A 15,250-nucleotide genomic window follows, 5' to 3' on the forward strand; every position below is an offset into this window, starting at 1 on the left:
TATGATTATACCTGCTTCAGAACTAATCTTAAACGAAGATGGAAGCATTTACCACCTGGGTATAAAACCAGAACATATCGCACCAACAATTATTACTGTAGGGGACCCAGAAAGAGTACATCAGGTTACCAAGTATTTTGATACAATAACATACACTGCTCAAAAAAGAGAATTCCATACGCAGACCGGAATATATAAAGGAAAGAAAATTACGGTAATTTCTACTGGAATTGGTACAGATAATATTGACATTGTATTAAATGAGTTAGATGCTTTAGTAAATATTGATCTGAATACCCGAACCATTAAAAAACAACATACGTCTTTAAACATTATTCGGATTGGAACCTCTGGAGCTATACAAGAAGATATACCTATTGATAGCTTTTTGATCTCCGAAATGGCTATTGGATTTGATAACTTACTGCAATTCTATAAATCAGAACATGTAACCAATACTGAAATTACAGACCGATTAAAAGAACATCTTCAATGGGGTTCAAAAAAATCTGATCCATATGCTGTTTCTTACGACAAAAGCTTAGGGAATCTTTTGAAAAATGATGAAATAATTAACGGTATTACAATTACTAATTCTGGTTTTTATGGTCCTCAAGGACGAATATTGAGACTACCAACAGCAAACAATCGCATCAACGATTTACTACAATGCTTCACTTTTAAAAATAAAAGGATAACTAATCTGGAAATGGAAACTGCTGGAATTTACGGTCTTTCTAAATTATTAGGGCATAAAGCAATCTCCATGAATGCTATTTTGGCTAATAGAGTCACGAAAAAATTTAGTAGTAACCCATTAGAGACCGTTAACAAATTGATAGCATATACCTTAGAAAAAATTACAGAGATAAGATAAGAAAATAAAAAAGAGAGTTGAATTTACACTGCAATAGCCGCTAACATCAAGGCTAAAATCGATACAGCTACAAATACTAAAATTGCTTTTTCGTAATCTACTTGATTATTTGTTATTTTAGCAACTTTAACATATGTTTTTTTCGAGTTAAAAAAGTTCTTTTTCATAGCAAGTATTTTTTTGGTTTTTAAGATATTATAAAGATACGATACTTGTTAAGTAAATAAGAAATCTACTTCTTTTAATTTTTCAAAAACATCGTTTAAATGCATAAAAACACGATAAAACACACAAAAATCTTGTTTTTACAAAAAAAAGAACTAGACAAAGAATGAAAAAAATCAAAATAGGCGGTGTTCCAGAGCACTTTAATTTACCCTGGCATCTAACAATTGAAGAGGGTTCATATGAAAAAAATAATATTTCCTTAGAGTGGACCGATTTTCCTGGAGGTACCGGAGCTATGTGTAACGCCTTACGAGAAAAAGAAATTGACATTGCAATCATCCTTACTGAGGGGATTGTAAAAGACATAACAGAAGGAAACCCCTCTAAAATAATACAAACCTATATAGAGACCCCTCTCATATGGGGTATTCATGTAGCAGCTGATACCGAGTACACGCAAATTTCTCAAATAGAAAATACAAAGGCAGCAATTAGCCGGTATGGTTCTGGATCACATCTTATGGCATACGTCAATGCACAGCAAAACGGATGGGATACCAATCGACTTTCTTTTGAGGTTATAAAAAATCTAGATGGAGCGATTGAAGCTTTAACCGATCATCAGGCGGACTACTTTATGTGGGAACACTTCACTACCAAACCATTAGTCGATAAAGGAATCTTTAGAAGAATTGCAGATTGTCCAACCCCATGGCCCTGTTTTGTAATTGCTGCCAGACAGGAAATTATAGATACTTATCCGGATGAACTTCTCAATATATTAGAAATAATCAATACAACAACAGCTGATTTCAAAAGTATACCTAGTATAGATAACACATTGGCTATCCGATATGAACAGCAAATAGAAGACATTCAAAAATGGCTTCAAATAACAGAATGGAGTCAGAAAAATATCGCTCCTGAAACGATAGAAAAAGTACAAGAGCAACTATTATCTTTACAAATCATTGAAACAAAGATCTCCTATGATACATTAGTTCATTCCTTTTAAAGAAACTACTTTGTGATACAAACACTACAGAATAGTAACGTAAACTATATTTTTAAGAATAGTAATCGTTTGATTATTGACTAAATGCATAAAAATCTGCTTTTTATAGATAAAAAAGCCCCCTTAATCGGTGATTGTGTTAAATAAAACACAAAAAAACATTATCAAAAAACTAAATAATACAACAAAATACACTTAAAAGTAAAAAAAAGAAGCACTATTCCGTTAATATCTTAATTAATTGTGAAAAATGAGGGGTTACGTAACATTTATATGGTATAACCACAAACACAACCCCTATTTATTTTGTACATTTGATCCGAATTACCCCACTGAATATGATTTAAGTGCGTCTATGACGCAACCATTTATGAAATAATGTATCTAGTAAGTAACTAACAATCTATTTATGGTAACATTTCTATTAATATTAGCAGGACTCGTAGTTCTAAATTTTGTTTTATTAAAATTCAGTGTACACTCTGTAGATGCTGGTAAGAAAAACAAAAAGAACCTTAAAGAAGTTAGATCTACAGCCAGTGATAAAGAATCTATCTCTGAAGCAGCATAATTAATTTTACCCCACTTTTTTATTTTACCAATCTATTTTCGATTTTCCAATCGAAGCTAAATATTCATTTGCCTTACTAAAGTGTTTATTTCCAAACCAGTAGCCTCTGTTAGCACTCAATGGAGATGGATGACCACTTGTCAAAATTTTGTGTTTTGCACTATTAATTTTTGCTCCTTTCTTCTTTGCATACCCTCCCCATAGCATAAAAACAACGCCTTCTCTATGATTTGATATTGTTTGAATAACAGAATCTGTAAAAACTTCCCACCCTTTTCCTTGATGGGAACCAGCCTGATGCGCTCTAACCGTTAAGGTAGCATTTAATAATAACACTCCTTGCTCTGCCCAACGAATTAAGCTTCCATGCGATGGAAATGGTCGCTGCAGATCTGTTTCTATTTCTTTAAAAATATTAATTAAAGAAGGAGGCATAGCAATACCTTCATTTACAGAAAAACACAATCCATGTGCCTGTCCTACTCCATGATATGGATCTTGCCCTATAATCACTACTTTGACATTCTCAAAAGAACAATGATCAAATGCTGCAAAAATCTCCTTCCCTTTTGGATAACAGTTTGTCGATGAATATTCATTCTTAACAAAAGAAACAAGTTCTCCGAAATAAGGCTTTTTAAATTCGTCTCCCAATTGTTTTTTCCAGCTATCGGCTATATTTACCTCCATAATTCTTTATAAAAAAATTCTGTAATTGTTTACTTTTGCTTGATTCAAAAAAATAAGCCGGAAGATACCTCAAAAAAAGGGTAAATAAAAGTATGATTCGTATTTCAGATAAAACATTAAAAGATCTTGAATTTGATATAATTCTTTCTCAGATAACAGAATTATGTACTACTGACTATGGAAAACAAAAAGTAGCACAAATCACTCCGTTACCTGATAAGGAGAGTTTACATATTTCTTTACAGCAAGTAGCTGAGTATAAATCTTCCAGTCTGCAAGATGCCAGAATACCGAATCATGGGTTTGATGCTATCAATAAAGAAATACAGCTTCTCAAAATAGAAAATACCTTTCTGGAGGCTTCTAATCTCAAAAAAATAGTTTCCATTAGTATTACTGCGAATGAATTACTTTATTTTTTTAGAAAATACAAGGAACTCTACCCTATTCTGCATCGGACATCTTCTGCACTTCCTTTTACAAAGGAAATTATCGTATTAATAGAAGCAATTATTGATAAGTTTGGAGAAATCAAAGATAATGCCTCTGCTACTCTACAAGGACTTCGCAGAGAAATTAACAGTGTACAAGGGAAACTCAACGGCAGCTTTGGAAAAGATCTGGCTCGTTATAACAGTTTTGGTTATTTAGATGATATTAAAGAGAGTGTAGTTGATAATCGCAGAGTATTAGCCGTAAAAGCTATGCATAGGCGAAAGGTCAAAGGAGCTATCATGGGAAATTCCAAAACTGGTAGCATTGTATATATCGAACCTGAAGCTACGTTACAATATAGTCGGGAATTAGCAAACCTCAAATATGAAGAGCGTGAAGAGGTTGTTAAGATTCTTAAAGAGCTAACCAATAAGTTACGACCGTTTACCGACTTACTTCAGGAGTATCAAGAATACCTTAGCAATGTTGATCTAATCGCTGCAAAAACAAAATATGCATATCTGATTAATGGAGTACTTCCCAAAATAACCGAAGCCAAGGAGGTTACTCTGAAAGATGCTTACCACCCACTTCTATACCTAACGAATAAAGAAAAAGGTGAAAAAACGTATCCTCAAAGCATTTCTTTGGATCCTACGAATAGAATTATTGTCATCTCAGGACCAAATGCCGGAGGAAAAAGTATTACACTAAAAACAGTGGGACTCTTACAGCTTATGTTACAAAGTGGAATATTGATTCCTGTCCATGAATATAGCCGTATGTGTATTTTTGATCGGATATTAACGGATATTGGAGATAATCAATCTATAGAAAATCATCTTAGTACATACAGTTACCGATTAAAAAACATGAATTACTTTCTAAGAAAGTGTAACGACAGTACCTTATTCCTTATCGATGAATTTGGTACCGGAAGTGATCCGGAATTAGGAGGAGCGTTAGCAGAAGCTTTCTTAGAATATTTCTATGATAAAGAGTCTTATGGAATTATCACTACACATTATGCGAACCTGAAAATGTTGGCTAATGAATTACCGCATATGACCAATGCTAATATGCTTTTTAATGCCAAAACATTAGAGCCTCTTTTTAAATTACACCTAGGAGAAGCCGGAAGTTCTTTTACGTTTGAGGTAGCACAAAAAAATGGAATACCATACAATTTGATTAATAAGGCTAAAAAGAAGGTTCAGCGTGGAAAAATTCGTTTTGATAAGAGTATTGCTGATTTACAAAAAGAACGCTCCAAACTACAAAAAACTACAGATAACCTAAAGAAAAAAGAGCTAGAAGCAATTACTGAAAAAGAACAGTTAGAAAAAACCAATCAACGTATACAGGAGAAATTGGAAAGCTATCAAGAATTATATGACAGTAACCAGCGGATGATCTATCTGGGACAAAAAATAAATGACCTGGGAGAGACTTATTTTAATAATAAAAAGAAAAAAGAGCTCTTTGCTGAATTTTTTAAAATTATACAAGTAGAAAACTCTAAAAGAAAGAAGCAACATCCCAAACAAAAAAAAGCTGAAAAGGTCAAAAAAGAAAAAATTGTCAAAGAAGTTGAAAAGAAAGTAGCCGTTATTCGGGAAAAGAAAAAGGAAGAAAAGAAGAAAGAAGAAAAAATTGCGGAACAAAAACCAAAAGTAGTACTTAAAATTGGTGACCGGGTTCGAATGATAGATGGAAAATCTGTAGGAACCATCGATAGTATTGAAAAAGAAAAAGCAGTGGTGAACTATGGTATATTTACAACGAATGTTTCTCTGGAACAACTCGAATTTGTGCAACGAAAAAAATAAGCGTTTAGACAGTAGCAGTATTCCTTAATAAATCTACAGTAATCAAATCATTTTTTTAGTTAGAAATCAGTATATCAAAAGACCAATTACAGGATCAGTCAGGAATTATAGTTAGTCCTGCAACAAACCTTAATTTCTCTTTAAAAAAATATGGATACCCTATTAGAAGAAATAAAAAAATGCAACTATTGTTTATCTAAATTTACCAAATGGAGTAAATCCGGGTATTACTGCTCACCCTAAAAGTAGTATTATTATAATAGGACAAGCTCCAGGCAGTATTGTACCATAATAGTACCTCTTCGCAAAGAAGTACAGCTCGGTAAGATTTATATTCATAACTCCATTTGCCTTTCAGCCAATAATAATTTTTACATGGACACCTCTTGCAAATAACACCTTACCTATCTATTTCTTCTTTAAAATGTAATCTACAAGCTTCTTTGCTACCTAACTCCGCCGTAAAACTGAAAATAGTCATAAAACCTAAGTCTTTGTTTGATACAGCAGTATAATTGATATAGAGGTAATTACGGATATCCAAAAATAGTACTGATTTATCCCAAATTATATTTATTAATTTACTAAATAAATGTTAATATTTTGTTAATTAACTGTTAATTAATAGATAATTAGGGCTTAATTTAATTAAACATATATTGGTATTTTCTTCTAAAATTTTCTTCGATTTCGACATTCTTATTTTTAGTAAAATCCTTTTATTCTCAATAACGCAACAGTGTTGCATTATTGAAAATCAAGAGGTAACATAACAGATCCTATAACAAAAATTAAGCTATAACCATCTTGTTGTTACGTTTTTACCATATTTATTTATTTGAATTAATCTTTACTTTTGACTAACAAATTTTAATAAGAGCTCAACATTAAAATAAACAAATTAACTTTAAACACAAAAAATCAAACAATAATGCAAACTCAACTGAAAATTTTAACTACACGAACAGTCTTTTCTGTCTTCTTTTATAGTGGTGAATAAGAAATCGATAAACACCATATACATTTGGCTGAAAAAAGTATAAAACTACTTTTAAAAATAGTGGAATTAACTTCATAGATAATTTAGATAAGCTTATCAGTACGTTGAATTCCCATCTTGCCAAAAAAATAAAACATATTTATTTAAAAATAGGCATCTATTTTTGAATGAAGTGATTTGAGTTTTTCTATTCGCTGTAAAAAATATCTTTTTTATCTAATTTCTGTCTTTTTCCTACTTTATAGCAGTGCTATGAAGTGTTAAAAGCACCGTTTTTTATATTGAATTAAAAAAGTTTAAACTACTTCTATAACAATTTTACAAACAAACATCATGCAAAACATAATATATAAAATAGCACCATTGATGTTACTGTTTTTTGCAGTAAATGTCTTTGGACAAAAACAATCAGATACTTTCTATTACTACAAAGGAGAAAAATTCTTTTTAGATATAGATACTAAAACTATTTCTATTTCATTTGAGGGAGAAAATTCTATTAACTCTTTTAAATCTTTGCGTAGTAATTCAATAAAAATAAAAGAAATAGTTGAAGATAATTCGAGAGCTACTTTAGTTTCATTAGATGCTAACGCAAATTCTAAGAAAGCTGTAAAAAGCTATTATATGGAAGTGTCTACAAGCAAAAATATAACTATAGCAGATTATTATAAAGAGATCGAATCTTATAAGAAATTACCTAATATTTTAATGGTTTCTCCAACATATACAACAAAGAGTGGAGGAGAATTAGGGTTGTCAAATAATTTCTATGTAAAACTTAAAGATAAAAACGACATTGATATTCTCTATAAAAAAGCAAAAGAGATGGATCTAGAAGTATTAGGTCATGATAAGTTCATGCCGCTTTGGTTTACGCTTTCTGTAACATCCAAAAATAAATTAAATTCAATACAGCTTGCTAACATTTTTTACGAAACAGGTTTGTTTGAGAGTACAGAACCTGCTTTCAGGTATCACAATATAGAAACTTCGAATGATACTTATTTCAATAACCAATGGTCTTTAAATAATACAGGGCAGAATGGAGGAACCGCAGGAATTGATATCAAAATAGAGGAAGCTTGGAGCATAACTACTGGAAATCCAAGTATCAAAACAGCTGTGTATGATCATGGATTAGAAATGAATCATCCAGATTTACAGGCTAATGTTTACGGAACAGGGTTTGACGCTAATAACGGAACATCCCCAGCTACAGTAAGAGGAAGTCATGGAACTGCTTGTGCTGGTATTATAGGAGCTGTTAAAGACAATAATTTAGGAATTTCGGGTGTTGCACCTACTTCAAAATTAATGTCTATTAGTATAAATCTTAAAAGTTCAGATACTCCGTCTCAATTAGCAAGTGGTTTTAATTGGGCATGGCAAAATGGAGCAGATGTGATTAGTAATTCTTGGGGAGGATATGCCCCATCAAGCATTATAGATAATGCTATCAAAAATACATTAACTAAAGGTAGAGAAGGAAAAGGTTGTGTCATTGTTTTTGCTGCAGGTAATGAGAATAACACAAATATTCGATACCCAGGAAATAGTAATCCAGATTTATTAATAGTAGGAGCAATGAGTCCTTGTGCAGAGCGTAAAAATCCAAACTCTTGTGATGGAGAGAGTAATTGGGGGAGTTGTTTTGGAACCCAATTGGATATTGTAGCTCCTGGAGTAAAAATGCCTACTACAGACAATCAGGGTAGAAATGGATATTCTTCAACAGATTATACGCAAACTTTTAACGGAACTTCATCGGCATGTCCAGTAGTAGCAGGAGTTGCAGCACTAATATTAAGCGTTAATCCAAACTTAACATTTAGTGAGGTAAATACAATTATCGAGCAATCTGCTCAGAAAGTAGGAACATATAGATATGCTACTACAGGAGGGCGTCCAAATGGAACTTGGAATAACCAAATGGGGTATGGTTTGGTTGATGCACATCAAGCAGTCTTATTAGCTCAAGGGAATTCTGATTCTCAAGCTCCAACTGCACCATCTAATCTGGTCTCTACTGGAAAAACTAAAACTAGTGTAAGTTTAAGTTGGACAGCCTCAACAGACAATGTAGGAGTAACTGGATATGAAATTTATCAAGATGATGTTGTAGTTGCGACAGTAGCAGCAACTAGCGAAACAATTAATGGACTCACAGCAAATACTACATATCGTTTTAAAGTCAGAGCAAAAGATGCAGCAGGAAACTATTCGGCATTTTCTAATATCATTTCTGTTAAAACATTAGAAGGTACAGGAGGCGATTGCCAGAAAGTAACAGGGGTAACAGCTACTGATATAAAAGATGTGTCGGCTACTATTAATTGGAATGTTGCAGATGGAACGACTACTTATATTGTGGAATATAAAAAGACTACTGCTAATGCTTATACAATAGTTGAAGCTACATCAAACACTTTAGGGTTGAAAAATCTTAGTCCGGAAACAACCTATCAGTTACGTATAAAATATACCTGTACAGGAACTACTGGAGATATCTGTGAAGGGGTTGCTCCATGGAGATCAGGAGTAAATTATCAGCCTGGAGACAAGGTAGTATATCTGAACACCTTATATCGAAAAACCAGTAATAGTTGGGAAAACTTAGGAAGATGTGGTACTACAGGAAATGCACAAGGAACAGATGCTCCGTATTCAGATATAATAACATTTACAACCAAGAAAACTCCCGGAGGAGGAATTTGTGATGGAGTAGCACCATGGAGGTCAGGCGTGAGATATCAACCTGGGGATAAGGTAGTATATAATGATACCTTGTATCAAAAAAATGCTTCAGGAGGTTGGGATAACCTAGGTTCATGTAATGGAAGTAAGATGCTAACCTCTATGACATCATCCCCTCCATTAACCACAGAACTAGCGATTTATCAGGAACCATTCTCTGGTACGTTATCAATTTCTCTGCCAGAAGCACTACTTAAATCATCATCATATCGCATATTTGATGTAACAGGAAAAGTTATTATGAGCGGAGAAAAAGCTAAGAAAATAGATGTAGGAACGATAGAGAACGGAATGTATATTTTAAAAATCTCATCCGGAAAGAACAGTTATGTAAAACGTTTCGTGAAACATTAATAATCTAGCCATATAAAAAACCAAAAAGCGCCTTTTTTTAAGGCGCTTTTTTATTCTAGGAGGGTTTAATACCCCTGGGCTTGCCTCGAACGGAAAAAACTAGTAATCTTGAGTGTTAGCTCAAGCACCCACATATATAAAAGTCATAATGTTTCTTTGTTTTTATATCATTTGGTTTGGTATATTTACAACGAATGTTTCTCTGGAATCACTCGAATTTGTACAACGAAAAAAATAAACGTTTGGACAATAGCAGTATCTCTTAATAAATCTACAGTAATCAAATCATTTTTTTAGTTAGGAATCAGTATATTAAAAGACCAATTACAGGATCAGTCAGGAATTATAGTTAGTCCTGCAACAAACCTTAATTTCTCTTTAAAAAAAGTATGGATACCCTATTAGAAGAAATAAAAAAATGTAACTACTGTTTATCTAATTTACCAAATGGAGTAAATCCGGTTGTTACTGCTCACCCTAAAAGTAGTATTATTATAATAGGACAAGCTCCTGGCAGTATTGTACATAAAACAGGGATTCCGTGGGACGATAAAAGTGGTGAACGATTGCGACAATGGCTGGCTGTTGATAAAGAGACGTTTTACACTCCAGAAAAATTTGCGCTTGTCCCTATGGGGTTTTGCTACCCGGGTAAAGGAAAAACCGGAGACCTTCCTCCAAGAAAAGAATGCGCCCCACTATGGCATAAAAAAGTACTATCTGCTATCCCTGATAAAAAACTAATCATACTCATTGGTACATATGCACAGTCTTATTATCTCAAAGATCTCAAGAAAAGTACACTCACCGATACCGTAAAAAATTTCAGAACGTATTTACCTACCTACCTACCTCTTCCCCACCCCTCACCCCGCAATAATATCTGGCTTAAAAAAAATCAATGGTTTGAAAAAGAGGTATTGCCGGAAGTTCAAAAAATAACGGCTCAGATATAATATAGACCTCATAAAATTCCCTCTTTACTAAGTCCATATTGGCACATACACATGTTATTAAAAATAAAAGGCTATGTAATTTTTGTTATCAGAAATCAAAGTCTTTTTGTAACTTAGTTGCATTAACAAGAGTGTTTTGTGGTTTTTATCTCACAAAAACGAATATAATTAGCACTATATAAAATCACAATTAACTCAATTAGTCTATTAAATTTTTAATTACATCAATATGGAACATCAAAAAAATGTTATGACAAACTCAGAGACTCTAGCTACTATTACAGAAAAAGAAATTCTAGCCGCTCAAAAAGCATGGGGAGAAGGCATTGTAAAAATTGGTACTGTTTTTCAGGAAAATGGAGATTATCAAGCAGCTGCAACCGAGCATATTAATGAGTTTTACAACTATAAAGAAGGAGAAGTTTTATTTAAACCAACTCTTGTGTCAGCTAAACAATTCCGAAAAAACTTTGAAGGTGCTTTATCTTATTTTATCGGAGGAAATAAAAGTTTTTCAGAAGATCACGGATTCGCAATAAAACCATGGTCAGCTGTTCGATGGGAAAATATTGGAACCAAAATTATTGGTAATATGGCTGTTGCAATGGGAAATTATTATTTTACTCCTGTGGCAGGAGGAGATGATGTAAAAGTGGAATACTCATTTGCCTATACTAAAAATAGTCAAGGAGAATTAAAAATTATTCTTCATGACTCTCATATTCCTTATTCGCCAGTTGCCGCAAGCTAATGAAGTTACTATTCAATACATCATGCAGTATGTAATTAGTATGAATTATATGACCACAGTAAATACAACAATAATTACATCATACATAATAACAGCTTTATTACACCCTCCTATGGAATAAAAAATCAACGACCTGATAATATCTATTAAGTATCATTCATTGTTTTATGAATTAAGATAGCAAACAGCTATACACAAATCAAAAAATTATTAAAAACACTTTTATTTTGATCTCCCCATAAAATCAATTATTTTAGCATAGCACTCTTATCACCTCTCACATGATTTTAGCATAGTTTAGAACTAATAACAACTATCTGGAAGGACAAACAACCATGATAACGTTTGTACGGATTAAAAGACGCGATAGTAAATACTAATTTTTAAAATTAATTTGATATGATTGTTTGGTCAGGAAGAGGTATTTTTTCAGCAATATTATTTATACTAACACTAGTAGGAAGTTTATACATATTACCTAAAGAGCATGATGACTATGGATTTGTCATTGCAGCTTTTTCAGCAGCTCTTTTTAGTTGGTATTTCGGAAAAAAATGGAATATCGACAATGCAAAAATTATTAAAGATAAAACAACGGGGAAGCTATTTACCATCAAAAATCAGCACACCTTATTTTGGATTCCCATGCAATACTGGGGTGCTCTTTTTTCTATTTTGGGAATTATTATTCTCATTCAGAACGCTGCTGTACTTTATGCAGGGATCGCTAGCTTTATTCTTATTTCATTAGTTGTTATAACCTATCTTAAAAAACCGAAAACAAACACTGAAAAAAAAGAAACTACCACTTCTACCAAAAAGAATACGACCACCACAGAAGTTGTTTCGGACTTAAAAAAAGAAAGTACTGTAAAAAAAGAATTCAAACCTTCTGACCATACTAAGTTCATGCCGAAATAGAATCTTTTACAACAAGTATTCATTACTAAAATCTTAATCATTCATTACTGGAAGACAGAAGTATCGTCTCCCTACTTAAACTCGAGTAAACATCTTTTTTCAGCAGAGAAACCCATCTCATTCTATCAATATTCTGATCACTGCTGAAACCACTTTTGTGCAGGTACTCTTACTTTAAAATTTCTTTAAACAGGAAAAACTATCTTGTTAAAGTAACCTTAAACATAAATCGTACGAATTATATCTTTTTATATTTGAGATATATCAATAACTTATCTGTCTTACTAATGATGCGAAAATTATTTATTTTTCCTATAGCTATTCTTATAGGTACTTTATCAGTATATGCCCAACAACCTAAAAAACCCAATGCTGTAGAAATTCACGAAGCCATTAAAAAATTAAATTTTTTGGGTTCTGTATTATATGTTGCAGCACATCCTGATGATGAAAATACCCGTTTGATTTCTTATATGGCTAATAAAGTAAAAGCCAGAACCGCATACCTCTCTCTTACTCGAGGAGATGGTGGACAAAATTTAATTGGTCCCGAAATCAGAGAATTATTAGGAGTTATCAGAACAGAAGAGTTAATGGCTGCCAGAGCTACTGATGGAGGGGAACAGTTATTCACCAGAGCTAATGATTTTGGCTATTCCAAACATCCTGATGAAACCTTAGATATATGGGATAAGAAAGAAGTTTTGGCAGATGTTGTTTGGGCAATTAGAAAATTCAAACCCGATGTAATTATTAACCGGTTTAACCATAGAACCCCTGGAACTACTCATGGTCATCATACTACTTCTGCTATGCTAAGTGTAGAAGCTTTCGATATTGTCAATAAAAAAGACCAATATCCGGAACAATTAGACAAGGTAACACCCTGGCAACCTAAACGGTTGTTTTTCAATACTTCATGGTGGTTTTATGGAAGTAGAGAAAAGTTTAAAAACGCTGATAAGTCAAACCTGATTTCCTTTGATACAGGAATCTATTACCCAACCTCTGGATTATCTAATACTGAAATTGCATCATTAAGCAGAAGTCAACACAAATCTCAAGGGTTTGGTAGTACAGGAACAAGAGGAACCCAATTAGAATATATAGAACTTATAAAAGGAACATTCCCTAAGGATTCAAAAAATATATTCGAAGGAATCGATACCAGCTGGAATCGCATTAAAGGAGGGAAAGTCATTGGTACAATCCTTCATCAGGTAGAAAAAACATACGATTTTAAACAACCAGAAAAATCAATTCCACAATTACTTAAGGCATATCAATTAATTCAGTCATTAGAAGATACGCATTGGAAACAGGTCAAAACAACCGAAATAAAAAATATTATCGCAGCAGCAGCAGGAATATACCTGGAAGCAGTTGCCAATACCTCTACCGCTACTCCTGGAAGTCAATTAGAAATTAATATCGAAGCAATTAACAGAAGTACTGCTCCATTTACACTTGCGCAAATAGACATTCCTGCTTTAGGAATTTCTCATCCTATTCAAAAAGAGTTAATCGACAATAATAAATACAGCTACAAAGAAACCGGAACTGTATCCAATACCGAAAAATATACAAGCCCTTACTGGTTAGAAAACAAAGGAACACTAGGAATGTATCAAGTTGCTGATCAGAATCATATCGGAAATCCAAGAACATCACGAATTATACAAGCTAACTTTATACTAACTACAGGAACTTATCAAATTCCGTTTATAAAAGAAGTGGTCTTTAAACGAAATGACCCTGTAAAAGGTGAAGTCTATCGACCATTAGAGATTGTCCCTGAAATTTCTGTCAGTATTAAAGACAAAGTCATCATCTTCGCAGATGGATCTTCTAAGCAAATTCCTGTAAAAATTGCAGCTAGTAAAAACAACCTTATTGGAACACTGCGCTTATCGCACCCACAAGGATGGACGATCACTCCTGAAAATGTTCCTTTGAGTTTTAAGCGAAAAGGAGAAGAAAAAAACATCACTTTTACGGTAACTCCACCTGCAGAACAACACGAAGGGTATTTAGTCCCAGAAGTACAGATAAATACTAAAAAATTTGATAAAGAAATCGTTACCATCGATTACGATCATATCCCCTATCAAACTGTTGTACTCCCATCTGAGACAAAAGTTGTTCGGTTAGACATTAAGAAAAAGGGGCAGCATATCGGATATATAGAAGGTGCCGGAGATATTGTCCCGGAAAGCTTAGAGCAAATAGGATATTCTGTTCAGGTAATAGACCCACAGACCATTACCAAAAATAACCTAGCACAATACGATGCCATTGTTATTGGAATCAGAGCTTATAATACCATAGAAGCATTGGTACAAAAACAAGAACATTTATTACGCTATGTAGAAAATGGAGGAAACCTGATCGTACAATACAATACGAGTCACCGATTAAAAGTAACAGACAAATTAGGTCCTTATAAATTAGCATTATCCCGGGATCGGGTTACCGATGAAAATGCCACAGTTTCTTTTTTGGCTACAGACCATCCGGTACTGATGCAACCCAATAAAATCACTCAAAAAGACTTTGAAGGATGGGTACAGGAACGAGGGCTGTATTTCCCCAATCAATGGGCCAAAGAATACCAGCCAATTTTTGCGATGCATGACAAAGGAGAAACAGAAAAAAAAGGCTCGCTGCTCGTTGCTAAATACGGGAAAGGATATTACGTATACACAGGACTTAGTTTCTTTAGAGAATTTCCTGCCGGTGTATCAGGAGCATATCGCCTTTTTGCCAACTTACTTTCTCTAGGAAAATAATACATATACATATGGAACAAAAATTCATCTGGAAAAAACACTATACACTTGTACTGATAGCCAATGCGATATACATCCTGTTGTTCTATTGGATCACACAGGGATTATCATAAATTAATGTTTAGCAAACCAGTTCG

General features: G+C 33.3%; 11 protein-coding genes and 1 pseudogene. 9 read left to right on the top strand and 3 right to left on the bottom strand.

Annotated elements, in window-relative coordinates:
- Position 1 precedes the first annotated feature (1 nt).
- A complete protein-coding gene (locus tag HN014_RS18795) occupies positions 2 to 877 on the top strand; it encodes a nucleoside phosphorylase (protein ID WP_176030384.1) in 876 nt (291 codons plus the stop codon).
- Between the two features lie 23 nt (positions 878 to 900).
- On the opposite strand, the gene HN014_RS18800 is transcribed toward HN014_RS18795, so the two are convergent.
- Positions 901 to 1,044: a hypothetical protein gene (locus HN014_RS18800; protein ID WP_176030385.1), complete on the bottom strand. Its 144-nt coding sequence runs from the start codon at positions 1,042 to 1,044 to the stop codon at positions 901 to 903.
- 164 nt (positions 1,045 to 1,208) lie between these two features.
- Between HN014_RS18800 and HN014_RS18805 the strand changes: the two genes are divergently transcribed.
- Both HN014_RS18805 and HN014_RS18810 read left to right on the top strand, forming a co-directional pair.
- On the top strand, positions 1,209 to 2,060 hold the full coding sequence (locus HN014_RS18805) for a substrate-binding domain-containing protein (RefSeq protein ID WP_176030386.1): 852 nt from the start codon (positions 1,209 to 1,211) through the stop codon (positions 2,058 to 2,060).
- 409 nt (positions 2,061 to 2,469) lie between these two features.
- On the top strand, positions 2,470 to 2,631 hold the full coding sequence (locus HN014_RS18810; RefSeq protein ID WP_176030387.1) for a hypothetical protein: 162 nt from the start codon (positions 2,470 to 2,472) through the stop codon (positions 2,629 to 2,631).
- Between the two features lie 24 nt (positions 2,632 to 2,655).
- Here HN014_RS18810 and ung read toward each other — a convergent pair whose 3' ends face one another.
- A complete protein-coding gene (gene ung, locus HN014_RS18815) occupies positions 2,656 to 3,321 on the bottom strand; it encodes a uracil-DNA glycosylase (RefSeq protein ID WP_176030388.1) in 666 nt (221 codons plus the stop codon).
- A gap of 92 nt (positions 3,322 to 3,413) precedes the next feature.
- On the opposite strand from ung, the gene HN014_RS18820 reads away from it, so the two are divergent.
- Positions 3,414 to 5,585 carry a DNA mismatch repair protein MutS gene (locus HN014_RS18820; RefSeq protein ID WP_176030389.1) on the top strand — a complete coding sequence of 724 codons (2,172 nt, stop codon included), beginning with the start codon at positions 3,414 to 3,416 and terminating at the stop codon, positions 5,583 to 5,585.
- A 328-nt stretch (positions 5,586 to 5,913) separates the two neighbouring features.
- Here HN014_RS18820 and HN014_RS22665 read toward each other — a convergent pair.
- Positions 5,914 to 6,066, bottom strand: a pseudogene (locus HN014_RS22665) (IS1595 family transposase); the annotation flags it as partial.
- A gap of 852 nt (positions 6,067 to 6,918) precedes the next feature.
- Here HN014_RS22665 and HN014_RS18825 point away from each other — a divergent pair.
- The 5 genes from HN014_RS18825 to HN014_RS18845 all read left to right on the top strand — a co-directional run bounded on the left by HN014_RS18825 (position 6,919) and on the right by HN014_RS18845 (position 15,113).
- On the top strand, positions 6,919 to 9,696 hold the full coding sequence (locus HN014_RS18825) for a S8 family serine peptidase (protein ID WP_176030390.1): 2,778 nt from the start codon (positions 6,919 to 6,921) through the stop codon (positions 9,694 to 9,696).
- A 389-nt stretch (positions 9,697 to 10,085) separates the two neighbouring features.
- On the top strand, positions 10,086 to 10,652 hold the full coding sequence (locus tag HN014_RS18830) for a uracil-DNA glycosylase family protein (protein WP_176030391.1): 567 nt from the start codon (positions 10,086 to 10,088) through the stop codon (positions 10,650 to 10,652).
- A 229-nt stretch (positions 10,653 to 10,881) separates the two neighbouring features.
- A complete protein-coding gene (locus HN014_RS18835) occupies positions 10,882 to 11,403 on the top strand; it encodes a phosphoribosyl-AMP cyclohydrolase (RefSeq protein WP_176030392.1) in 522 nt (173 codons plus the stop codon).
- Between the two features lie 399 nt (positions 11,404 to 11,802).
- Positions 11,803 to 12,324: a hypothetical protein gene (locus tag HN014_RS18840; protein WP_176030393.1), complete on the top strand. Its 522-nt coding sequence runs from the start codon at positions 11,803 to 11,805 to the stop codon at positions 12,322 to 12,324.
- Between the two features lie 290 nt (positions 12,325 to 12,614).
- On the top strand, positions 12,615 to 15,113 hold the full coding sequence (locus HN014_RS18845) for a PIG-L family deacetylase (RefSeq protein ID WP_176031165.1): 2,499 nt from the start codon (positions 12,615 to 12,617) through the stop codon (positions 15,111 to 15,113).
- Positions 15,114 to 15,250 lie beyond the last annotated feature (137 nt).

It is taken from the genome of Aquimarina sp. TRL1 (genome assembly GCF_013365535.1).
Taxonomy (GTDB): Bacteria; Bacteroidota; Bacteroidia; order Flavobacteriales; family Flavobacteriaceae; genus Aquimarina; species Aquimarina hainanensis.